Source organism: Prevotella sp. HJM029, from assembly GCF_000599605.1.
In the GTDB taxonomy this organism is placed as follows: domain Bacteria; phylum Bacteroidota; class Bacteroidia; order Bacteroidales; family Bacteroidaceae; genus Prevotella.
This window is the reverse complement of sequence record NZ_KK082667.1, coordinates 30,740-53,443: the sequence shown is the minus strand read 5'-3', so window position 1 is coordinate 53,443 and position 22,704 is coordinate 30,740. Positions and strand designations below refer to the sequence as shown.

The window sequence follows — 22,704 nt, the reverse complement described above, 5'->3', positions numbered from 1 at the left end:
ATGCTTATTTTTATTATTTCGTTATTTACCTGTTTCTTCTAATAGGGCATCGTTGACTTTAACGACATATTTCTGGCGCAATTGCATCAGCCAGGTTTGTTGCTGTTGTTCCTTATAATCCATCTGCACCCACATCAATGCGTCAAGGAATGAGGGGGGAGCCTTAAATTTCTTGCCCCAAACACCCACAAAGGGATAGTTGGTTGGTGCCTTGTCATCACGACCTTGTTTGAAAATGGCATGGTCGACAGCCGCATTCTTACCCTGCATAAACCAACCATCTGTCACTTGCACACGCTTCGTACTGTCGGTGTTTAGCGTAGCTTCGATGCTCTTTTTCCAGTCTGTAATAGGCTGTTTGCGAATGCTTTTCTTCGCTTGTACCAAGTCTTTTGCTGTTGCGGCATAGCAAACCACACCTTGGAAGCGTGGTGAAGTCCACCGATAGCGCTTTTTGTTTTGCGCAAAGAAGTGCTCCCATTCGGCTGTGGTGCCAGGATGTTTCTGCCAAACCTCACGTTGCAACACAGCCAACACCATGAGTTCATCGCGAAAATCTTGCAATGTAGCAGCGGGTATTATCGTGGAAGCAGCAACATTGGCTGTGCTATCTTTTTTCAATGTAGCCTGTGAGTCCTGTTGCATAGCGCGCAATTGTCGGCGTAAACGGCGTTGAGAAACGAGCTTCACCAGTCCATTGCGCACTTCTTCGTAGGCAAAATAAGGCTGGCGTGCCATAACCTTTAAAATATGATAGCCCGCTGGAGAAACGAAAACATCGCCCCATGTGCCAATCGGTTGCTGCTGCATCTGGGTTTCAAACTCAGACAAGGCCTCGCCCAAAGAAAGCCAAACACCCTGTTCTTGGTGCTTCGTAGCATCGATATCGTCGGCATAGCGCGCTAAGAAAAGAGTGGCATCAGCTCCTTGTTTCAGCGCTGTAGCAATGGAATCAGCCAACAATTTGGCTTGCTGCTCTTCGCGCTTGGAGGCTTGTTGTGGCAATTTTACAAGCAAGGCCTGCACCTGTGTCATACCACCTGCAGCATCCACACGCTGCTTTCGCCGTTGATAAAGCTGTAAAGCTTCGGTCTCTATCGACGCATCAACTGGCTGTGTGCCCACACAAGACAATTCTTCAGCAGATGCCATCGGTTCACGAATGGTGGGCAAGGTGTCTAACCGTGCCTCACGTGCTGCCGCTAACATCAATTGAAAATCAATAAACCGTTGACGCAAAGTCTTCAACGAGGGCTGTTCAAGCTGCGCCTGCTGCCGTTGCTTTTGGCAATAGCGCTGCCAGGTGGTCACCCGAACCGGCTGTTCATTGATAGTCATCACCACTGCATCGGCCGATTGACCAAAAGCCATGCTCCCCGAAAGAAGCATGGCCACGAAAAGGATGATGGACTTTTCAATCAACATAAGCTCGTTACTCTGGGCGCGAATAGTTGGGCGCTTCACTTGTGATGGCAATATCATGGGGATGGCTTTCTAACACACCCGCATTGGTGATGCGCACAAAACGTGCTTGATTGAGCGCCTCAATCGAGGCTGCTCCACAATAGCCCATACCCGAACGCAAACCTCCAATGAGCTGATAAATCACCTCTTGCACAGTGCCTTTATAAGGCACACGGCCAGCAATACCCTCTGGTACGAGCTTCTTAGCGTCGTTCACATCGCCCTGGAAATAGCGATCGCGCGAGCCATTCTTTTGTTCCATGGCCTCAAGTGAGCCCATTCCGCGATAGCTTTTGAATTTACGGCCATTGAAAATAATCGTTTCACCAGGACTTTCTTCGGTGCCAGCAACGAGTGAACCAATCATCACACAGCTACCACCAGCAGCTAAAGCCTTCACAATGTCGCCCGAATAGCGCAATCCGCCATCGGCAATCAATGGAACACCCGTACCTTTCAACACCGAATAAACATCATAAACGGCGCTCAGCTGAGGCACCCCCACACCTGCAACCACACGTGTGGTGCAAATAGAACCAGGGCCAATACCCACCTTGATGGCGTCAGCACCATGCTCAACCAGATATTTTGCAGCTGCGCCTGTAGCCACATTACCCACCACAACATCCACGTTGGGGAAGGCAGCTTTCACTTGTTGCAATTTCTCTACAACCCCTTTCGAGTGCCCATGAGCCGTATCAATGACGATAGCATCGGCGCCTGCATCGACTAATGCCTGTGCACGTTCCAGCGTATCGGCTGTAACACCCACTCCGGCAGCCACACGCAATCGTCCTTTCTCGTCTTTGCAAGCAATGGGTTTATCTTTGGCCTTCGTAATATCTTTATAAGTAATCAAGCCCACCAACCGATTATTTTTATCTACCACTGGCAATTTTTCAATCTTATTTTCTTGCAATATCTGTGCAGCGGCTGCCAAATCGGTGGTTTGATGCGTTGTGACAAGATTTTCATGAGTCATCACTTCGTCGATAAGCTTATCCATATGACGCTCGAAACGCAAATCACGATTGGTCACAATGCCCACCAAATGGTTATCATCATCAACCACAGGAATACCGCCAATGTGGTATTCGTGCATGATGGCCAGTGCGTCCTTCACACGCTTTCCACGACGAATGGTCACAGGATCATAAATCATACCATTCTCGGCACGCTTCACAATTGCCACTTCGTGTGCCTGCTCTTCAATACTCATATTTTTGTGAATCACACCAATACCGCCCTCGCGTGCAATAGCAATAGCCATCGATGCCTCAGTAACAGTATCCATAGCAGCTGTCACAAAGGGAACATTGAGTGTGATGTGGCGAGTGAATTTCGTTTGCAACGTTACCTCTTTAGGTAACACTTCTGAATAGGCTGGAATTAAAAGGACGTCGTCGAAAGTGAGACCGTCCATAGCAATTTTGTCTGCAACAAATGATGACATAGGAAAAAGTATAAAAAAATTTATTGCGTGCAAATATAGCAATAAATCTGCAAGTGGCCACGCATTGCCCCATTTTTCTAAAACCCATTAAGGCTATTTAAGGAAATACGATGTGCAAATTAAATAGCAAAAGCACCTTTAGCCGACCGAAACGCATGACCACACAACACTATTTTGTTCCTTAAACAACACCACTTATGAACAACCATCGATGTTTTGTGTAGAGAAAAGGATTTTATCATTTGCATAGGTTATGCAAGCGTTATTTTCTACGTTTTATCATTTGCATAGGCTATGCAAGCGTTATTTTTCACGATTTACGATTTGCATAGGCTATGCAAACGCTGTTTTCCACGATTTATCATTTGCATAAGCTATGCAAACGCCACTTCGTTCGTTTTGCAATTTGCATAAGCTATGCAAGCACCCACACTCAAGTTTCTTTACCTTATCTTGGGAAAAGATGTCAAAGTGTGACTCCCACTGCGACCTGAAAATGAGTTGCATGATGGTAGGTAGAGCGATTTTGCTGCTGCAAGACCATTTGCAAGAATAATGTTTTGAGCGAGGAGCTATGAAGAAAGAGGTCGTAGCGTGCACTGATTTCGCCCATCCAAGCGTGCGCTGAGAGTTCATTGTAGTTATCGTGGAGCATGGATAGCGGATAAACAAAGAGGTGACGATCGTTCAACACCAAACGTTTTTGCATGTTTTGCAGCCGTTGCAACCCAACTTGCGCTGTCAAAAACCCTTGACGAAACCGCTTAATGGCCTGTCCTTTCATACCCAAGCAAAGATTGACAAATTGCATTTCACGTTGTGGATTAGCATAGGTTTCCTGAAAAGCCAACAGCCCAACCGATGGCACAACATTCACTTCGCACTGCGGCAGCTGCCATTGTTGTGCCCCTTCGACACGCAAATGCAACGTTTGGCTGAGGAAAGGATAGTTGATTGCCAATTGCTTGTAGCCCGTTAGCCCATTGTCATAAATGCGTTCGGCACCATCACGACGGCTGTAAGAAGTTGAGATTGCCACATACCTATGTTGCCACCGCCAGGCCGTCTCGCCCGAAATGGTCCACACCGTAAGGTCGTTGATGGGCGCATCTTGCAAATCATCCATCTGCTTTTGTAGCACACGTCGTGACAGTTCCACCTGTGCCAAAAGCCCATCACCACGAGGTTGTAACGTCAATCCAACGCCTAAAGTGTGCCCCGTGTAATAGGCTGTTTTTAAAGCACCAGCAAACCGATAATAGTGCATGCCGAGTCCTTGCATCTGATAGAGTGTAATGGCACCCAAAGGATTCATAAAAGCTATAGACTGCTCTTGTGAATAGCGTTGCCAAAGGGCATAAGCACCTAAATCATAGCGTGTGCCAAGCGGATGAGCCACACCTATTTTTAAATTGACAAACAGACTGTTATTGCGTGGACGCGGATCGGTATCACGATAGCTCAACGCCGATTCATAGGCCGCCTCAACGCCATAACGCCAGTATTTTAATTGCTGTGCATAACCCATATGGAACTGATAGGCTTCTCGTTCTATCTTCCCACCCAAAGTGTCAGCGATGACATAAGGATAGACTTGCATGAAATCGGCCGTCTCGTTCCAGCGAACATCTTGTGTGCGGCGATGGTCATAACTCGCATTTCCCCACACCACAGCGTTCCTACCGAGCCATTGGTAAGACGAAGCATCAAATTGAAAGGCTCTGAAAGCATGTCCCATCTGCGCCACAAGAGCCTTGTCGGCATGCAAATGAGTGAGCGATGTCTTCACTTCGGCATAAGAACTGTCGTATCGGCCAACAGCCAACGCAGGGTTTTGGTACACGCCAAATACCTTGTTATCGAGCAACGACAACTGTGTTTGCAACTTGGTTTGTGCTGAAACTGACTGTCCCAAACCTAAACCACACATCAACCACAACAGAAAAAAATGCTTCATCTTAGCAAGAAAAACAGGTTATTCGCTTCGTAAAAGTACATATAAAATATGAAAAACGGAAAAATGTAGCGATAACGTTATCAATCAAAGTCTTAAAAGGGCTTTTGGAAGTAGCGTAATGCCAACCGTGTACGGTCTTTGTGCCAAACTGTGACAGCGTTCCGTCTCCTATTCGTAACCCCTGCAAGGGGGATGATAGAAGGTGGAAAATCAAGGAAATTCGCTCTGAGATAGGCTGTTAGGCTGAAAATTCCTACCCTTCGGTTTCTTATTCCGCGTTCCCCTCGATTTGCTTAGTGGACAACTGCTCCACAGTAAATAATTTTGCAAACGAAAGGAACAAAAGCAATGAGAAGTACATTTTCAGTCATCTTCTATTTGAAGAAGGACAAGGTAAAGAAAGACGGTACGTCACCTATCATGGGACGCATCACCGTGGACGGCACGCAGGCACAGTTCAGCTGCAAGGTATCCATCGAACCGAACCTCTGGGGTGTCAAGGGTGGGCGTGCGGTTGGTAAGAGTGTAACGGCACGGGAAGTCAACCGGATGCTCGACAAACTCCGTGCAGGTATCACGAGGCATTATCAGGAAATCATGGAGCGCGACAGCTTTGTCACGGCCGAGAAAGTCAGGAATGCTTTCCTTGGCTTGGAATACCGCTGCCAGACACTCATAAAGATTTATGACCACTTCATGGAAGATTATGCCAAGAAAGTCGACTGTGGCATGAAAGCAAAGAGCACGTTGACAAAATACCATGCCGTATACAGTCACCTAAAGGACTTCCTGCAATCACGCTATCATGTGAGTGACATCGCCCTAAAAGAAATTCAACCAACATTCATCACCGATTTTGAGACTTATCTGCTTGCAGAAAAACACCTGCATTGCAACTCTGTCTGGGTATATTCCTGTCCTGTCCGTATGCTGCTGCACAGGGCGGTGGAAAACGGCTGGTTGATGCGTTATCCGTTCCCTGACTGCAGTGTGCCGAAAGAGGAAACAGAAAAAGGATTCCTTACCAAGGAGGAACTCGGACAGCTTATCAACGCCCCGAAGATGAACTTCAAGCGGACATTCATCCGCGATCTGTTCCTCTTCTGTGCTTTCACGGGATTAGCTTACATAGACCTGAAGAACCTTCGGGAGGAAAATATCGTGTCCAACCCGCTCGACGGCAGCGTGTGGATACATACCCATCGACAGAAGACAGGTGTGGAAACAAACGTCCGCCTGCTCGACATTCCCCTTCAAATCATGAAGAAATATAAAGGCCTGTGCGACGACGGGCGTGTCTTTCCCGTTCTGTCCTATAATTCCTGCAAAATGATACTACGTACCGTCATGAAGAAATGCTGCATCCACAAACACATTACTTGGCACATGGCGCGCCATACGATGGCAACGGTGGTATGCCTTTCCAACGGCATGCCTATCGAGTCTGTCAGCAGCGTACTGGGGCACAAATGTATCTCCAGCACACAGATATACGCCAAGATTACCAACGAGAAGCTGAACAAGGAAATGAATGTACTATCTGAAAAACTTGCTGATATTGGTGAATTTGTCACCTCTGAGGCTTTCGTGTAATGATGTCAATACCTTTTATAGATATATCCGAATACAACACCTATAATATTATAAGGAGGAACGAACGATGAGACAACGAGACATTATTTATTTGAAAGAGAATGAATTTTTCATCACGGGTGCCGCCATTTGGATGAGCGAGTGGGAATTGGCGGAACTCTTCTACGCCACACGAGGTGAAATACGGGCAGCCATCAACCGCGTACTGAAAGACAGCGCAATACCAACCTGCCACAGCACGAGATATATGCCTCTTAAAAACGGTCATGCTGCCGAGGTGTATTCCTTGGAGACCATCATCGTCATATCCTTTTATCTTCATACGGGATTTGCGGCAAAGTTTCGCAGATGGATAACGAAAAGGATAACGAGGGATAACAAACAGGCAGCCTCTCTCATGCTTTGCATCAGTAGCGGATTGGAATGCTGAATCGACAAGCATAGCAACATATCATCTGAATACGCTATTCAAGAAACAAAATCCGAGAAACGAAAAAGAACGGCAACGGGCGGACGGTTTTCACCAGAAAAACTGTCCGCCCGAGTTATTTTCTGTCATTTTGTTGTCTCTTTTGTCTCCGTAACGACGCCACAAGCTGCCACATACTACCAAAACAGACCGAGAATGCTGATAATACTATAATTTTGTAATGTATTCATTAAACAAAACAGAAATGGAAGTAATTATCATTGAGAAAAAGACATTTGAGAAGATCGTATCGGATGCTCTTGCTTTGGAAAAACAGGTCTACGCGCTCTGTGCGATGAACGAAGGAAAACCAGCGAATGCTTGGCTGGACGGTGAAGACGTCTGCCGTCGGTTGCACATCTCTCCCCGTCGCCTGCAGACACTCAGAAACAGTAGGCGTCTGAACTATGCCCAAATAGGGCGTAAGTTCTATTATAAGGCAAAGGATATCGAGGACTTTCTGCTAAGCTGCAAAGAAGAGACCCATAAACAAGAAAAAATATGACACCGCTATATCCACAGACAAATGAAAGAAAATGTATTGACCGAACAAGACGAACCGATATTCTCCCTGCTCCACTCTTTCGAGAATATTCATAAGGGACTATCATCTCTTTTGGGGAATTGCCGCCCACCACTCAACGGCGAGCGGTATCTCACCGACAGGGACGTATCGGCACTGCTGCGGGTCAGTCGCAGAACCCTGCAGGAGTACCGGCACAGCGGCAACCTTCCCTTTTTCCGTTTAGGCGGGAAAATCCTTTACAGGGAAAGTGACCTGCAAAAAATGCTTGGGAGACGTTGCCACAGTCTATCCGACAATTTAGGTATAAGTTCACTAAAATGATGAATATGGAAGTAATCACAATAGAAAGCGTCGCCTATCAGCAGCTGATGGGCCGCATCGAAAGCATTGCCTCTCATATTGAAAGACTGGAGGCAACCCGAAGTGTGCAAGGGATTCCCGATACCCTGCTTAACACCCGTGAAGCAGCGGAAATCCTGCATATCAGTACCCGAACCCTGCAACGCCTGCGCAGCGAGAAGCGTATCGACTTCGTCATCCTGCGCGGCAAGTATCTCTATTCCGCCAGCGAAGTCGGGCGCATCATCGATGAGGGACGTCTCAAGGGCGATCCTGCCACCATCGAGGAACTACGGCATCATTTCAACCTGCGTACAGGTAAAGTCTCACCTAAATGATTGTATATGAGGAACAGAGACTATGACACGAGGCTTTTAGAAATGATGCGAGACATCTCGGAACACCTCAACAGACAGGACAAAGAATTGGAGTTGATCGTGCATAAGATTGATGAGGAACTGCATGCTTCGCATCAAGAAGAGTGTGAGCATCTGTTGGACAACCAAGACCTATGTGACCTCCTTCACGTCAGCAAACGGACCTTGCAGCGTTACCGCACTTCGAAAATGATTCCCTATTTTCAGCTGAAGCATAAGATCTATTATAAGCTCCACGATGTGCATGACTTTATCGAAAAGTATATAAAACCGTCAGGTAGGAAGCTACCGGACACAATGGAACAATTCAAAATATGATAAGGGCTTATGATGAATGATTGAATAAATAAACAAACAATCAATGAATAAACAACAAAATAAACGTAAGTAAAAATGGCAAAGAAAACAAAAGAACAGGACGTCTTGCTCGTCCGCGACGAGAAGACGGGAGAGATCGGTGTCATCGCCGGCCTCGGCAGTGACGGAACACCCAAGCGTGTGCCCCCGAAAGCAGAGCACGCTCAGGACTTCCTGAAGTTCGATCGCGGGGGCGACATCTTGGACAACTTCTTCCTCAACTTCATGCGGCAGTGCAAGGAGCCCTCCCGCTTCGGCTTCTACCGTGTGGCGGCCGAGCAGGCGGACAAACTCATCGAAGTGATGAAAGATTTGCTCAAGAATCCCGAAGGCAACCGCGAACTGCTCGCCCCGCACAAAATAGACATGACGCCTTATCATAAGGCAGTACAGGAAGAACAACCACAAAGTCAACAGCAAAATCAACAACCCACAAATCCCACAGAAGAAATGAAAGAGAAACAGGAACAGCCGCAGAAGGCACAAGGTGCCGCCGGTCAAGAGAAAACGAATGACGGCAACGGTCAGAAAAAGGAAAGTACCTACAAGCCCATCGACGAGAGCAAAATCAACTGGCAGGAGCTGGAAGAGAAATGGGGCATCAAACGCGACGAGCTGGAGAAGTCTGGCGATTTGAAACGGATGCTCAACTATGGCAAGTCCAACTTAGTGAGTGTCGCCCCGAAGTTCGACGGGCAGACCTTCGAGACCGCCGCCCGCCTCGCCTTCAAGGTACAGGAAGACGGCACGGTGCGCCTAGTTCCGCATCTGGTGCAGACTGCCCCCAACCTCGACCTCGAATACAAGGGGCACCGTTTCACCGAGGAGGATAAGCGCAACCTGAAAGAAACTGGCAACCTCGGACGTATCGTAGACCTTGCGAACACCGAAACAGGTGAACTCAAACCATCGTTCGTGAGTATCGACCGCCAGACCCATGAGCTGATCGATATCGCCGCCAACCGGGTGCGCATGCGCGACACCATCGGCAAGACGGTGCTCTCTGAAACAGAGAAAGCCCTGCTGCTGACAGGTGCGCCGCTCAAAGGCAAAGAAATAGAGCTGGAGAACGGTCGCAAGTTTACCGTCACCCTGCAAGTGAATGTCGAACAACGCGGCATCGAGTTCGTTCCCGGCAGCGGGCGCAGCCCGAGAAAACAGCAACGGCAGGACGGCAACACCACACAGGGACAGAAAAGCGAAAGTCCCAAGCAGCGCGAGAACCGCTGGACAACCGACGACGGCAAGATACGTCCCATCGGCAAGTGGAAGAACATTCAGTTCAGCGACGAACAGAAGAAGGATTACTGCCAAGGCAAAGCCGTCAAGTTGGAGAACGTACTCGACAAGAAAGGGCAGCCCTGCACGATGTACCTCAAGTTCAACTACGATAAAGGCCGTCCCTTTACCCACAACCAAAATCCAGACCTCGCCCAAAGCGTTGCCCCATCCAATGAAAGCCGCGTGCAGGTCGCCGTCAACAACGAGGGCAAGACCAACGAGGCGACCAAGCACATACAGCAGCCCATCGAGAAAGGACAGGTCGCCCCGAAAAACGAACAGCAGGCACAGCAGCAGAAGAATGAACCCAAGAAAGCCAAGGGCATCCGCATGTAGCCCCGGTGCCGACCACTAATATCCAATACAGTATCCATCATCAAGAAACAACATCAACAATAAAAAGAAAACAAAATGAAGACAATCATTGCAGAAAAGCCGAGCGTCGCCCGCGAGATAGCCCGCGTGGTGGACGCCCGCAAACGGGAAGAAGGTTATTTCACGGGTAACGGCTATGCCGTGACGTGGGCATTCGGACACCTCGTGCAGCTCGCCCTGCCCGAAGCCTACGGCATAAAAGGCTTTAACCGCGACGCCCTGCCTGTTATCCCCGAGGCGTTCAAGCTTGTCGCCAGAGCAGAAAAGACAGAGAAAGGCTGCAAGCCCGACAGCGGTGTGCTCAAACAAATCGATATCATCAGGCGGCTCTTTGAAGAGAGCGAACGCATCATCGTGGCGACCGATGCCGGACGAGAGGGCGAACTCATCTTCCGCTATCTCTACCAATACATCGACTGCCACACACCTTTCAACCGTCTGTGGATCAGCTCGCTGACCGACAAGGCCATCCGCGAGGGACTCAATAACCTGCGCAATGGGGCAGACTACGACAACCTCTACCTTGCTGCCCGCGCCCGCAGTGAAGCTGACTGGCTTGTGGGCATCAACGGCACGCAGGCGCTCAGCCTTGCCGCCGGTCGGGGCACCTACTCCGTCGGTCGTGTGCAGACGCCCACGCTGGCGATGGTCTGCGCCCGCTATTGGGAGAACAGACGCTTTACGCCCGAAGCCTTCTGGCAGCTCCATCTTGCCGTGAAAGGCGAAGGGGAAGAGGTGGTGAAGTTCACCTCCGAGGAAAAGTGGAAAGACGGCGAAGCGGCAAACGGCCTTTACAAGCGTATCAAGGAAACATGCAAAGAAGTCCGTATCACGCAGGTAGAGCATAAGCAGAAAACCGAAGAGCCACCCCTGCTCTACGACCTTACCACCCTGCAAAAGGAAGCCAACAGTCGCTACGGACTCACGGCGGAGCAGACGCTCGCCATTGCCCAGAAGCTCTACGAGGCCAAGCTCATCACCTACCCACGCACGAGCAGCCGCTATATTCCCGACGATGTTTTCGAGACCATCCCCAAGCTGCTCGAAAAGCTGCAACGCGACGAACAGTTGGGAAGTCATGTCAGCCATATAGATACGCTCGCCCATCGCAGCGTGGACGCGGGCAAGGTGACCGACCACCACGCCCTGCTCACTACGGGACTGCACCCCATCGGCATCTACAAGGACGAGCTGACCGTCTACCGCATGATTGCCACGCGAATGGTCGAAGCTTTCTCTGCACCCTGCGTCAAGGAAGTCACCACCGTCAGGGCGGACGTATTGACATGCGATGGCGAGAAATGCTGCGACACGGCGTTCACGGTAAAGGGCGGTGTTATCCGACAGTCGGGCTGGCGCGATGTCTGTGGCGATACGGACGGCGACACAATCCTGCCCGACTGGAAGGAGGGCGATGTGCTGTCCCTTTCCGCCTGCTCCATCACAGAGGGAAAGACCAAGCCCAAACCGCTCCACACCGAGGCAACGCTGTTGGCCGCAATGGAGACTGCGGGTAAGGAGATAGAAGACGATACCCTGCGACAAGCCATCAAGGACTGTGGCATCGGTACGCCTGCCACCCGTGCCGCCATCATCGAGACGCTGCTCAAACGCGAATACATGGTACGTGTGAAAAAGACGCTCGTGCCCACCGAAAAAGGGCTTGCACTCTATTCCATCGTCAAGGACATGGACATCGCCAACGTGGAGATGACGGGCAGGTGGGAGGCCGAGCTCGCACGGATAGAACGGGGCGAGAAAGCTGCCGCCGACTTCAATACCGAGATAGAAGCCTATACGCGCCGGATAACCGCCGACCTGCTCGCCTCCGAAAAGCTTTTCCGCGCCCGAGAGACCACTTTTGCCTGTCCCAAGTGCGGCAAAGGCAGTATGCGGTTCTATGCCAAGGTGGTCAAGTGCGACAACGAGGCCTGCGCCCTGCCCCTCTTCCGACAGGTGGCGGGCAAGCTGCTCTCCGACAAGGAGATCACCGACCTGCTCACCGAGGGACGTACCGCCGTGCTGCACGGTTTCAAGAGCAAACAGGGCAAATCCTTCGATGCTGCCCTTGCCTTTGACGAGGAGTTTAGAGTAAAGTTCATCTTCGATGATACAAAAAACAAGTCAAAGGGTAGGAAAAACGGAAAATAATGCGTACTTTTGCCACTGTTCACAGTTCATAAAGCGTTTTCTTTCTTTAGATGACTGTTTTATTACTTTACTGTGGATTTAGTGGTTGGCACTCGGTGGGGACACCGGGTGCCTTTTGTACATATCCCGTTTTCTTCCCTTTTTACTTCTCTTTCCCTTATATAATATCTGCAAAGATGTTCGGATAAGGAGTGCGATGCAAGAGCTATCGAGTCTATCAAATTATCCTCGTGATGAGAAATATTTATCATCGTGAAGATAATTTCGTCTCATCGTGTAGAGAAATATTTCTCATCACGAAGATAATTTGGAAGCATCAGTAGAAGAGCTATGAGAAGTGCGATAGGGAAGCAACAGCTTTATCTATAGGGAAGCAAACGGGAACCAACTAAACAAACAGCATCATGAAACAATCAGACAATCGGCAGGAGCTGTCCTATTACGGGCTCTACCTGCGACACTATCTTCAAGAGAACAGGTTTGAACAGGCATCGGACGCCGACTTTATCAACAGTCGTGCCGCCCTTGCCGCTGAAACGTTCGGACGGGCACGGTGCGAGGGCTATTCCGTTGACGGTGCACAGGAGCTGGCGATGGGAACACTGCTTGACGGGCTGCACCGCTCGGCTTTCGCGTTGCTTACGGACGTGCTCGAAAACGAGTTCGAGGGCGAAGTGCCTTTGGAAGCCCGTGAGGCAACCGCCGAGACGTTGCTGCCACAGGTAAGGCAGCTGTGCGCGCAGAGCGAACGCACGGAGGAGAGCCTATATACCGAAATCACGGGAATGGTCGTACTTTATCTCGAACGTCATGGCATTTAACAGGAAAGCAAGACTCTCGGGCAACATTGAGGCGATACGCACCGCCTTTACTTTGGACAGAGAACATCGCGTGCCCACCGCCGAAGAACGACAGGCGTTGGAGCGTTATTGCGGTTTCGGCGGATTGAAGTGCATCCTCAATCCCGCCGGCAGTCTGGCGGATGCCGCGCAGTGGACAAAATCCGACCTCGACCTCTTTGCGCCCACGGCGGAACTGCACCGGCTGATCCGCGAGAACAGTGCCGATGAACGGACATACAAGCGATACATGGATAGCCTGAAGTCCTCCGTACTTACAGCGTTCTATACGCCTACCGAGATAACGGAGACCATCAGTGGCGTACTTAAAGAAAACGGTATCGCCCCTCTTCGTGTGTTGGAACCCTCAGCCGGTCGCGGTGCTTTCGTGGATGCCTTTTTAAGGGACAATCCGAAGGCGGAGGTCATGGCATTCGAGAAAGACCTGCTGACGGGCAAGATACTTTCGCATCTTTATCCCGGACAGCGGGTGCGCATCGAAGGTTTTGAGCGGATAGAAAAGCCTTTCGAGGAATACTTCGATGTGGCTGTCTCAAACGTTCCCTTCGGCGATGTTGCCGTGTTCGATGCGCAGTTCGAGAAAGGTTCGGCGGTGCATAGGGCGGCAGCCAAGAAGATACACAATTATTTCTGTCTGAAAACACTGGACACGGTGAGAGACGGTGGTATCGTCGCGCTTCTCGTTCCGCAGGGCGTGCTGAATGCGGACGGTAACAGTGCCGTGCGCCGGTTGATGCTGGACCAAGCCGACCTGCTCTCCGCCGTGCGCATGCCCAACAACCTTTTTACTGAGAATGCAGGAACGGAGGCTGGCTGCGATCTGCTCGTCTTACAAAAACGTGTCGGCAAGGAGGAACTCTCGGATGACGAAAAGCTGCTGGCTGAGCCTGCGAGAGACAACCAAAATGGCATCCCGACGAATGCGTATTTCCTCCGCTATCCCGACCGTATCGTCCGTACCGAAGAAAAGCGCTCCACCGACCTTTACGGAAAACCTGCGATGGTCTACCTGCACGAGGGCGGCGTGGAGGGTATCGCCCGTGACCTGCGCGGAATACTGTCGCAGGATATCCAAATGCGATTGGACTTGCAGCGATATGGGCAGGAAGTGAAGATTGAAGAGAAGACGCAGAATATATCTTTGCAGGGGGCTTCTGTACAGAAGACTTCTGTTTCTCCCGTTCAAACACAAACCAGTGAAAAAGAGAAGGCTTCTTCTGAAACCGTCAGAGAAAGTCAATCACAGCAGGCAGGTTCCCCCAGCCCCATGCTGACCTTGTTCGACCTTTGGGAGTTTACCGTAGCGGAGAAAAAGCAGACCACAACGGGCAAGAAACAGAAAAGGGAGAAGGCAGAGAAAACGAAGACAAAGCCAAAGGCAAAAGAGAAAACTGCAAAAAGCAAACCCAAGGAAAGAAGCCTGTTCGATGCCGCACCAAAAAAGTCGGAAGCAAACGACCTCTATGCCGAGTTGGACTGGGAGACCAACCCGCCCATCAACGGTTTTTATGAGGTGATGATGGACATGACACCCGAACAGCGGGCAAAAGCCTTACAGGTAGGCAGGCAGGAAGTGCAGATGGATAAGGATGCCATTGTATCAAGGGAGCGTGCGGAGGACATTCCTACTCTGGCACCTTCAAAAGAAGAAATGCTCGTGCCCCGTGTGCTGACACAAAAGCTGCAACCCCATTACAAGGAGGGTACGCTTGTGGAGGAGTATTCCTTGGACTATGGCAATCAGATCGGCGTGCTCAAAAACCTCACGTCCTACGGTGCAGTCTTCTCTCCGCTCGATCTACCTCTTCTGCTCAAAGAAAAGGCGCAGGCCTATATCCACGTCCGCGACACCTACGAAAAGCTGTATGCCTACGAAGCCGAACGGCAAGAAGAAAATGCCACGCTTCGCTCGAACCTGAACACTTACTACGACGAGTTCGTCATGCGTTACGGTGTCCTCAACGCCCCACAGAACGTGGGGCTGGTGCTCATGGATGCAGGCGGGCGCAACCTTCTTGCCATCGAGCGCGAGGAAAAGGGGCGACTTGTCAAGTCGGACATCTTTGAGCATCCCGTGTCGTTCTCTGTGCTGCAGACGGAGCATACCGATAGCCCGGAGGAAGCCCTCTCCCTTTCACTCAACCGCTACGGCAGTGTAGAACTGGGCTATATGCAGGAGCTGACGGGCAGTAGCGAGGAGGAACTGCTCACTACACTCAAAGGGCGTATCTTCTTCAATCCGCTCGTAGGCGGCTATGAAATCAAGGATCGCTTTGTGGCGGGTAATGTCATTGCCAAGATAGAGGATATCCGGCAGTGGCAGCAGGTACACACGGAAGCGGACAGCCGCGTGGACGAAGCCCTCTCCGCATTGGAAAACGCCGTTCCCGAACAGATACCCTTTGCCGACCTCGACTTCAACTTCGGGGAACGGTGGATACCCACGGGCGTGTTTGCCGCCTATATGTCCCACCTGTATGAGACGGAGGTTAAGATCGCCTACTCGCCCTCGCTCGACGAGTTCTCGGTAAGCAACACCCGCACGAACGTGAAAATCTACGAAGAATTCTGTGTCAAGGGCTACTATCGCAGCTACGACGGCATGTCGCTCTTAAAGCATGCCCTACACAACACCGTACCCAACATGATGAAGTGTGTCGGCAAGGACGAGAACGGCAACGATATCAAGGTGCGCGATGCCGAGAAGATACAGCTGGCCAATGCCAAGATTGACGAGATAAGAAACGGTTTTACCGACTGGCTCGAAGCGCAGTCGAAAGAATTCAAGGACAAGCTCACCGACCTCTACAACCGCAAGTTCAACTGTTTTGTACGGCCGAAGTACGACGGATCGCACCAGACCTTCCCCGACCTCGACCTCAAGGCACTCGGCGGCAAGTACGGCATCTCTGCCGTCTATCCCAGTCAGAAGGACTGCATCTGGATGATCAAGCAGAACGGAGGCGGCATCGCCGACCACGAGGTCGGAACAGGAAAAACGCTCATCATGTGCATTGCAGCCCATGAGATGAAACGCCTCTCGCTCGCCCACAAGCCGATGATTATCGGACTGAAGGCGAACGTGGCAGAGATAGCCGCAACGTACCGGACTGCCTATCCCCAAGCCCGTATCCTCTACGCCTCCGAAAAGGATTTTTCAACGCAGAACCGCGTGCGCTTTTTCAATAATATCCGCAACAACGACTACGACTGCATCATCATGAGCCACGACCAGTTCGGCAAGATACCGCAGTCGGTGGAGATACGGCAGAACATCCTGCAAGAAGAACTCGACACGGTGGAGGAAAACCTCGATGTGTTGCGCGGGCAGGGACGAAATATTTCCGTTTCCATGCTCAAAGGTTTGGAAAAACGCAAGCACAACCTGCTGGCGAGGCTCGAAAAGATAGCGTATGAAATCGACAGCCGCAAGGACGACGTGGCGGACTTCGCGCAGATGGGCATCGACCACATCTTCGTTGATGAGAGCCACCAATTCAAGAACCTGATGTTCAACACCCGACATGACCGCGTGGCGGGACTTGGCAACAGCGAGGGTAGCCAAAAAGCACTCAACCTGCTCTTTGCCATCCGTACCATTCAAGAGAGGTCAGGCAAGGACTTGGGGGCGACGTTCCTTTCGGGCACGACCATCTCCAACTCGCTCACAGAACTCTATCTGCTCTTCAAGTATCTGCGTCCCAAGGAGCTCGAACGGCAGGACATCCGATGCTTCGACGCGTGGGCGGCCATTTTTGCGAAGAAGACCACGGACTTCGAGTTCTCCGTAACGAACAACATCATCCAGAAAGAGCGTTTCCGGTATTTCATCAAGGTGCCGGAGCTGGCGGCATTTTACAACGAAATCACCGACTACCGCACGGCGGAGGACGTGGGCGTTGTTCGTCCCGACAAGCACGAGATACTGCACAACATCCCGCCCACACCCGACCAAGAAGTCTTTATCAAAAAACTCATGGAGTTTGCCAAGTCGGGCGATGCCACGATACTGGGACGTGAAAAGCTATCGGAAACGGAAGAGAAGGCAAAGATGCTCATCGCAACAGACTACGCGAGGAAAATGGCGCTCGATATGCGCATGATCGATCCCGCCTACGGCGACCATCCCGATAACAAGGCGTCCCACTGCGCCCGGATGATTGCCGAGTATTACCAAAGATACGATGCACAGAAAGGTACGCAGTTCGTTTTCTCCGACTTGGGCACCTATCAGCCCGGACAATGGAGCGTTTATTCGGAAATCAAGCGCAAGCTCGTGGAGGATTACGGCATCCCTGCCCATGAGATACGTTTTATACAGGAGTTCAAGAACGAAAAGAGCAAGAAAGCAGTCATCGAGGCGATGAATGATGGGCGGGTGCGCGTGCTCTTCGGTTCCACCTCCATGCTCGGCACGGGTGTGAACGCCCAGCAGCGTGCCGTGGCGGTGCATCATCTCGACACGCCGTGGCGACCGTCCGACCTTGCACAGCGCGACGGGCGGGCGGTGAGAAAGGGCAATGAGATTGCGCGGCGCTATGCTGACAACAAGGTGGACGTGATTATCTATGCGGTGGAAAAGTCGCTCGACAGTTACAAGTTCAACCTGCTGCATTGCAAGCAGACTTTTATCTCTCAGCTCAAAAGCGGGGCGATGGGGGCACGTACCATCGATGAGGGGAGTATGGACGAGAAGTCGGGCATGAACTTTTCAGAATATATGGCGATTCTTTCGGGCAACACCGACCTGCTCGACAAGGCACGGTTAGAAAAGAAGGTCGCCGCTTTGGAGAGCGAACGCAAGTCGTTCAACCGCGCCAAGCACGAAACTGGGAACAGGCTCTTGGAAATGACCAACCAGCTGGCTTTCGACAGGGCGGCAAAGGAAAAGATTTCGGAGGACTGGAAGAAGTTCGAGGCTGCGGCAGGGAAAGACAAGGACGGCAACTATCTCAATGCCCTCGTGCTCGATAGTTTTCCCTCACGGGATGAGAAAGCACTCGGTGCGAAGTTGCAGGACATTGACAAGAACGTCAATACGGGCGGTGCGCCGCAGCGTATCGGCGAACTCTACGGCTTTGAGGTGAGTGTGACTACGGAGCGAGTATTGAGCGAAGGGCTAGAGTTGACGCAGAACCGCTTTTCCATCAAGGGCAACTACAAGTACACGCACAATCACGGGCAAATAGCCAAGGCGGACAAGGAAGCGGCGGCAAAGAACTTTTTACGCGCATTGGAGCATATTCCGCAGACGATTGCCCAGTACAACGCTCGTATTGAAGAACAGGAACAAAAGGTTGCGCAGATGCAGCCTATCGTGTCGAAGGAGTGGAAGAAGGAGGACGAACTCAAAGGACTCAAATCCGAATTGGCTGCCTTGGATAGGAAGATACAGTTGGATTTGGCTCCGCCAGCACCTGATTCTGCCGAGCAGAAGGAGACGAATACACAATACGAGAAGAATAAGGATGGATATAAGGACAACTCGCAGAGGACGGCTTACAGACCGTCGCTCTAAGTGTCTTGGATTTTAATCAATCTGATTAAGGGGTATTAAGGTATAAATAGACAGCATAATGAAGCGGTAAGAAGTCATATTCTCACCGCTTTTTGCTTTAGGATAAGGTATAAATGCGAAGTAGTCCTACTTTATAAAATATTTTTTGCCAAAAACATTGTTTCTTCCAAAAGAATTATTATTTTTGCAGAAGAATGAGGAACTTCAGTCCCTTAAGAACAATAACAAAAAATCATTCCGTTATGTATATAAGGTCTCATTTACTTATTCTTTTTTTCGCCTTCTGCCTTTCGCTAAGTGCTCAGGAAAGTGCTTTCAATGCTGGTGTCCGCTTGGGTGGCGGTTACAGCGTGAATAACCATGTAGATAAGATATTAGTGAGCGAGAATTATTACTCTAATTATTCGTTCGACAACAAAGGACAGTTCGTGCCAAGTGCCGAGCTGTTTTTTCTTTATCGGCAGCCTACAAGCCTATGGGGCGTGGAAGCGGGTATCGCCTATTATAACAAAACGGCGCGAGTTCGTTACGAGGACAAGAACGAATTGAACTACACGCTATCCACCCGTTATCACCATTTGGGACTTGCCGCTTATTTTAATCTCTATCCTTTTAAAGCAAAGAACTCTCTGCACGTATCGCTGGGCGGACGGATAGGTGCAAACCTCTCTCCAAGCAATCTAACCTATACGGGTAATCAGGAAGATGCGAAGTTCTCGGCGTTAGGTTATCCCAGCGTAAAGGAGACCGAGCGGATGCTCAAAGACAAACTCAAAGGTCGTCCCGATGCAGCATTAGGCGGCGGTATCGGTTATGACTTTCCATTCGGTATGACGCTCGACTTGCGATACCATTACAGTCTGACCAATAGCATCAAGACCGAAACGAACACCTATAATTGGGTGGAACATGATAACCACAATCAGCAGATTGAACTGACGGTGGGTTATAGGATTAATATCCGATAAGTTCTAACCAAGGACTTATCTTTACTCTCTTTCTCCTCTTTGCCAAAATTGGTATAACATTTAGGATAGATTTTTAGTACAACAATTATATATAATAAATAGGTAAGTGCCTATGGGCAATTCTACTTCAAATACCCGCCGCAATGTCATTCGCGGCATTGTTGCGTTAATCATTATCCTCATTATCTTGTTGTGTTTACGGCTTTGCAAGCATGACAAGGAAGAAGTGCCGACACCTCAACCAACCCCGTCGGCTTCTACCCCACAAGATACTATCAAACAAGATACGACAACGATTTCGCCGGTTTCAACAAAAGCGTGGCAGAAGGTTTCAAAACCGAAGAAGAAAAGAAAGGTGATTGCCGTCTCTGTTCTTCAACCTGCAAAAGAAGTAGCTGTACCGGAAAAGAAAGAAACACCCCAAGAGCAACCCAAGCAACAAGCCATTATAGAACCGGAACCTGACGATATCGTCACAGATACGGCGGAAACTATTCGCGAACCCAAACCCAAACGTGTTTTCTCACATAAGCATTATTACCAAACCCGTATCGGCATTCGTGCCGGTATGGGTTATAGTGTTATCGGCAATTTGGGTGCTTTGGTCGAAGATGGTGCCATTCGCCCGCGCTATACGATGGAAGAAAAAGGCGCATTGGTTCCCTCGATAGGCGTTTTCGCCCTTTGGCGGCACGACCGACTCGGTGTGGAACTGGCCGCAGACTACACGTGGCTATCTTCCACATTGAAAGAACACAAGCAAATCGGCAACATCGACGAGAAGACGGTCTTTCGCTATCATGTCATCATGCCACAGGTAGCCGCGCGACTCTATCTGATGAGCGACCTCTATATGGGGGTCGGTGTGGGCATGAGCATTCCGCTCAATCTCGGCGGTATCGACTTTTCGAGCAACCGCACAGCCATGTTTGCTTCGGTAGACGAACTCACACAGGAACATTTAAGAGAAACGCTTCGGGCACGCCTACACGTGATGCCCTTGCTTAAAATAGGCTACTCGTCGTTTAAGAACGGTATCGAAGCCAGCCTGCAATACGGTTACGGTTTTATGGATCTTATCAAGACAAACGAGAACCCTTACGGCTATCACAAAGCCACGAACAACAGCCACCTGCTTTTGCTGACGGTGGGTTATACCATTCCCTTAACTAAACAGAAATAACGATGAAACATTCTACACTCCATCTTACAGGCATACTCATTCCTCTCTTATGCGTCTTGTCTATAACGACAAGTCGAGCACAAGCGCAGCCCCAAGTAGCAACACAACCAAAATCTGAATCCCAAGCCCCCGGCGGAGTAGTAGGTTTTGTTAAATGGGTGAATGGCAACGACAACAGACCCGTACAACTAGCTGGCGCTGGCGGCTTGACCTTTATCGGTGTAGGCAAAATACAGAAAGAAGGCGAACAGCTGCTTTGGAATGTCAGCACACAAACCGGCAAGACTGAACGTGTACAGACCACGGCACGCACCGCCAACCTTACCAAGGGCACTTTTATGAACTATGCAGGGCGCGACACCTTGCCGCAACTACGCCTGTACGCTTATAGTACTTCCTCGGCAAATGGTACACGCGGGATGTTCAATGTGGGTGGAATGACCAAGGAAAAACTGCCTGTAAAGGCGCTCAAAAACGGCATGATGGAATACGTTGTCTACGACCGCGCCCTCACTGCCGCCGAACGCATGCGCGTGGAAAGTGCCCTTGCCCTTCGCCATGGCATCACGCTTGCCCATTCCTACCTTAACTCCAAAGGTGAAACTATCCGCAACTATTATCGGCTCAAAACATACAACCATCGTGTGGCAGGTATCATCAGCGACGCCACATCTAAACTCGACCGCACCACCGGCGAGAGTAGCGAGAGCGAAGCTGTCATCAAAGTATCCGCAAAATCAATCAATGAAGGCGCAAGTTTCCTCTGGGGCGACAACGCCAAACAAATCTCTTTTTCCAATGACAAAGGCAACGGGAAATGGATGCAACGCCAATGGGCAGCTACAACGACGGGACAGCCCGCAGAACAGCTCACCCTGACTTTCGATACCCGGAGCATCCATCAACTGCAACCGCTTGACAAAGACGAGCATTACTATCTCGCCGTAGACAACAGCGGCACAGGAAAATTCCCCATCGGCCAAATTCATTATTACAAGGCACAAGATAGCCACGCCGACAGTATCGTCTTTGCAAACATCTCTGCTGATGCCGGCGAAAGCATTTTTACCTTCCGCATTGCCAAAGATTTCTTTGCAACCGTTGAAATTGCACAACCCCGCTGTGCCACGGCAGAAAAAGGACAACTCAAAGTGCTTTTCACAGGCGGCACTGCTCCATATAATGTTACGATAAGTCTTGATGGAAAAGCATGCTACAGCCAATCCACAAGTGACAGCATCCTCACCATCTCCAACCTGCAACAAGGCAAATACGTCATTGCCGCCAAAGACTATACCGGTAAGACACTTTTGAATGAAATCATGATTTCCAACGCTGACATGGCCGACGTGCCCGAACTGCAGGACGTACACTTCTCCCAAGGTGCATCACGCGATTACCGTATCGACACCAAAAGCGATTACATCTGCCGATGGAAAAGTCCTAAGGGCAGATACCTGAGTGGTGAGAGCGTGACACTTGACGAGGACGGACAGTACATCCTCGAACTAACCAACAATGATGGTTGCTCCACCACTCGCACGCTAAATGTATCGACAATGGCAGGTGACGGTTTTGCTCGCCACAGTGTTTCTCCCAATCCCACGATAGATGGTAATGTCGATGTACGTGTGGAAATGTCCAAATCCCTCCCTCTTGAACTACGGCTTTATTCACCCGACGGTGCATTGCTGCAAAAGGAGACACATCTTTCAGACACTTATCATGCCACCCGCTGCTATCTCCCGATGAGCGGGGTATATGTACTTGAAATGAATAGTGGTAACAGCAGAAAGACCATCAAACTCATTAGAAACTAAGAGGGATAGAGGA

The 22,704-nt window shown here is 50.2% G+C and carries 16 protein-coding genes; 13 read left to right on the top strand and 3 right to left on the bottom strand.

From position 1 onward, the window contains the following. Positions 1-21: 21 nt before the first annotated feature. The 3 genes from X919_RS0108660 to X919_RS0108650 all read right to left on the bottom strand — a co-directional run bounded on the left by X919_RS0108660 (position 22) and on the right by X919_RS0108650 (position 4,874). The gene (locus X919_RS0108660) at positions 22-1,482 is read right to left on the bottom strand and encodes a peptidylprolyl isomerase (RefSeq protein WP_081759451.1); all 1,461 of its coding nucleotides are present in this window, start codon (positions 1,480-1,482) and stop codon (positions 22-24) included. Then, positions 1,433-2,917: an IMP dehydrogenase gene (gene guaB, locus X919_RS0108655; RefSeq protein WP_028899769.1), complete on the bottom strand. Its 1,485-nt coding sequence runs from the start codon at positions 2,915-2,917 to the stop codon at positions 1,433-1,435. Before guaB ends, X919_RS0108660 begins: the two co-directional genes overlap by 50 nt. A 466-nt stretch (positions 2,918-3,383) precedes the next feature. Beyond that, positions 3,384-4,874: a DUF6850 family outer membrane beta-barrel protein gene (locus tag X919_RS0108650; RefSeq protein ID WP_028899768.1), complete on the bottom strand. Its 1,491-nt coding sequence runs from the start codon at positions 4,872-4,874 to the stop codon at positions 3,384-3,386. Positions 4,875-5,222: 348 nt separating this feature from the next. On the opposite strand from X919_RS0108650, the gene X919_RS0108645 reads away from it, so the two are divergent. From X919_RS0108645 to X919_RS0108590, 13 genes are all read left to right on the top strand, one after another. Further along, on the top strand, positions 5,223-6,467 hold the full coding sequence (locus tag X919_RS0108645) for a site-specific integrase (protein ID WP_028899767.1): 1,245 nt from the start codon (positions 5,223-5,225) through the stop codon (positions 6,465-6,467). Positions 6,468-6,534: 67 nt separating this feature from the next. Beyond that, on the top strand, positions 6,535-6,897 hold the full coding sequence (locus X919_RS0108640; protein WP_028899766.1) for a hypothetical protein: 363 nt from the start codon (positions 6,535-6,537) through the stop codon (positions 6,895-6,897). Between the two features lie 244 nt (positions 6,898-7,141). Beyond that, the gene (locus X919_RS0108635; protein ID WP_028899765.1) at positions 7,142-7,441 is read left to right on the top strand and encodes a helix-turn-helix domain-containing protein; all 300 of its coding nucleotides are present in this window, start codon (positions 7,142-7,144) and stop codon (positions 7,439-7,441) included. A 21-nt stretch (positions 7,442-7,462) separates the two neighbouring features. After that, the gene (locus X919_RS16170) at positions 7,463-7,783 is read left to right on the top strand and encodes a helix-turn-helix domain-containing protein (protein WP_081759450.1); all 321 of its coding nucleotides are present in this window, start codon (positions 7,463-7,465) and stop codon (positions 7,781-7,783) included. Positions 7,784-7,788: 5 nt separating this feature from the next. Next, positions 7,789-8,139 carry a helix-turn-helix domain-containing protein gene (locus X919_RS0108630; RefSeq protein WP_028899764.1) on the top strand — a complete coding sequence of 117 codons (351 nt, stop codon included), beginning with the start codon at positions 7,789-7,791 and terminating at the stop codon, positions 8,137-8,139. Between the two features lie 42 nt (positions 8,140-8,181). Continuing rightward, the gene (locus tag X919_RS0108625; RefSeq protein ID WP_036917736.1) at positions 8,182-8,496 is read left to right on the top strand and encodes a helix-turn-helix domain-containing protein; all 315 of its coding nucleotides are present in this window, start codon (positions 8,182-8,184) and stop codon (positions 8,494-8,496) included. A 75-nt stretch (positions 8,497-8,571) separates the two neighbouring features. Then, positions 8,572-10,152: a DUF4099 domain-containing protein gene (locus tag X919_RS0108620; protein WP_028899762.1), complete on the top strand. Its 1,581-nt coding sequence runs from the start codon at positions 8,572-8,574 to the stop codon at positions 10,150-10,152. 75 nt (positions 10,153-10,227) lie between these two features. After that, positions 10,228-12,342, top strand: coding sequence for a type IA DNA topoisomerase (locus tag X919_RS0108615; protein WP_028899761.1), 2,115 nt, complete (start codon positions 10,228-10,230; stop codon positions 12,340-12,342). Between the two features lie 404 nt (positions 12,343-12,746). After that, complete coding sequence (locus tag X919_RS0108610; protein WP_028899760.1) at positions 12,747-13,163, top strand: DUF1896 family protein; 417 nt, start codon at positions 12,747-12,749, stop codon at positions 13,161-13,163. Further along, entirely contained in the window at positions 13,153-18,720 is a 5,568-nt protein-coding gene (locus X919_RS0108605; RefSeq protein ID WP_028899759.1) for an N-6 DNA methylase, read from the top strand. The genes X919_RS0108610 and X919_RS0108605 overlap by 11 nt, the downstream gene beginning before the upstream one ends. A gap of 242 nt (positions 18,721-18,962) precedes the next feature. Beyond that, a complete protein-coding gene (locus X919_RS0108600) occupies positions 18,963-19,688 on the top strand; it encodes a porin family protein (protein WP_051502487.1) in 726 nt (241 codons plus the stop codon). Between the two features lie 112 nt (positions 19,689-19,800). Next, positions 19,801-20,871: a hypothetical protein gene (locus X919_RS0108595; RefSeq protein WP_028899757.1), complete on the top strand. Its 1,071-nt coding sequence runs from the start codon at positions 19,801-19,803 to the stop codon at positions 20,869-20,871. Positions 20,872-20,873: 2 nt separating this feature from the next. Beyond that, positions 20,874-22,691, top strand: a complete 1,818-nt coding sequence (locus X919_RS0108590) for a T9SS type A sorting domain-containing protein (protein ID WP_051502479.1) — start codon at positions 20,874-20,876, stop codon at positions 22,689-22,691. Positions 22,692-22,704 lie beyond the last annotated feature (13 nt).

Bases quoted from the DNA above. Each gene is read 5' to 3' on its own strand.
- X919_RS0108660 (WP_081759451.1), bottom strand. From the start codon at position 1,482: ATGATATTGCCATCACAAGTGAAGCGCCCAACTATTCGCGCCCAGAGT.
- guaB (WP_028899769.1), bottom strand. From the start codon at position 2,917: ATGTCATCATTTGTTGCAGACAAAATTGCTATGGACGGTCTCACTTTC.
- X919_RS0108650 (WP_028899768.1), bottom strand. From the start codon at position 4,874: ATGAAGCATTTTTTTCTGTTGTGGTTGATGTGTGGTTTAGGTTTGGGA.
- X919_RS0108645 (WP_028899767.1), top strand. From the start codon at position 5,223: ATGAGAAGTACATTTTCAGTCATCTTCTATTTGAAGAAGGACAAGGTA.
- X919_RS0108640 (WP_028899766.1), top strand. From the start codon at position 6,535: ATGAGACAACGAGACATTATTTATTTGAAAGAGAATGAATTTTTCATC.
- X919_RS0108635 (WP_028899765.1), top strand. From the start codon at position 7,142: ATGGAAGTAATTATCATTGAGAAAAAGACATTTGAGAAGATCGTATCG.
- X919_RS16170 (WP_081759450.1), top strand. From the start codon at position 7,463: ATGAAAGAAAATGTATTGACCGAACAAGACGAACCGATATTCTCCCTG.
- X919_RS0108630 (WP_028899764.1), top strand. From the start codon at position 7,789: ATGGAAGTAATCACAATAGAAAGCGTCGCCTATCAGCAGCTGATGGGC.
- X919_RS0108625 (WP_036917736.1), top strand. From the start codon at position 8,182: ATGATGCGAGACATCTCGGAACACCTCAACAGACAGGACAAAGAATTG.
- X919_RS0108620 (WP_028899762.1), top strand. From the start codon at position 8,572: ATGGCAAAGAAAACAAAAGAACAGGACGTCTTGCTCGTCCGCGACGAG.
- X919_RS0108615 (WP_028899761.1), top strand. From the start codon at position 10,228: ATGAAGACAATCATTGCAGAAAAGCCGAGCGTCGCCCGCGAGATAGCC.
- X919_RS0108610 (WP_028899760.1), top strand. From the start codon at position 12,747: ATGAAACAATCAGACAATCGGCAGGAGCTGTCCTATTACGGGCTCTAC.
- X919_RS0108605 (WP_028899759.1), top strand. From the start codon at position 13,153: ATGGCATTTAACAGGAAAGCAAGACTCTCGGGCAACATTGAGGCGATA.
- X919_RS0108600 (WP_051502487.1), top strand. From the start codon at position 18,963: ATGTATATAAGGTCTCATTTACTTATTCTTTTTTTCGCCTTCTGCCTT.
- X919_RS0108595 (WP_028899757.1), top strand. From the start codon at position 19,801: ATGGGCAATTCTACTTCAAATACCCGCCGCAATGTCATTCGCGGCATT.
- X919_RS0108590 (WP_051502479.1), top strand. From the start codon at position 20,874: ATGAAACATTCTACACTCCATCTTACAGGCATACTCATTCCTCTCTTA.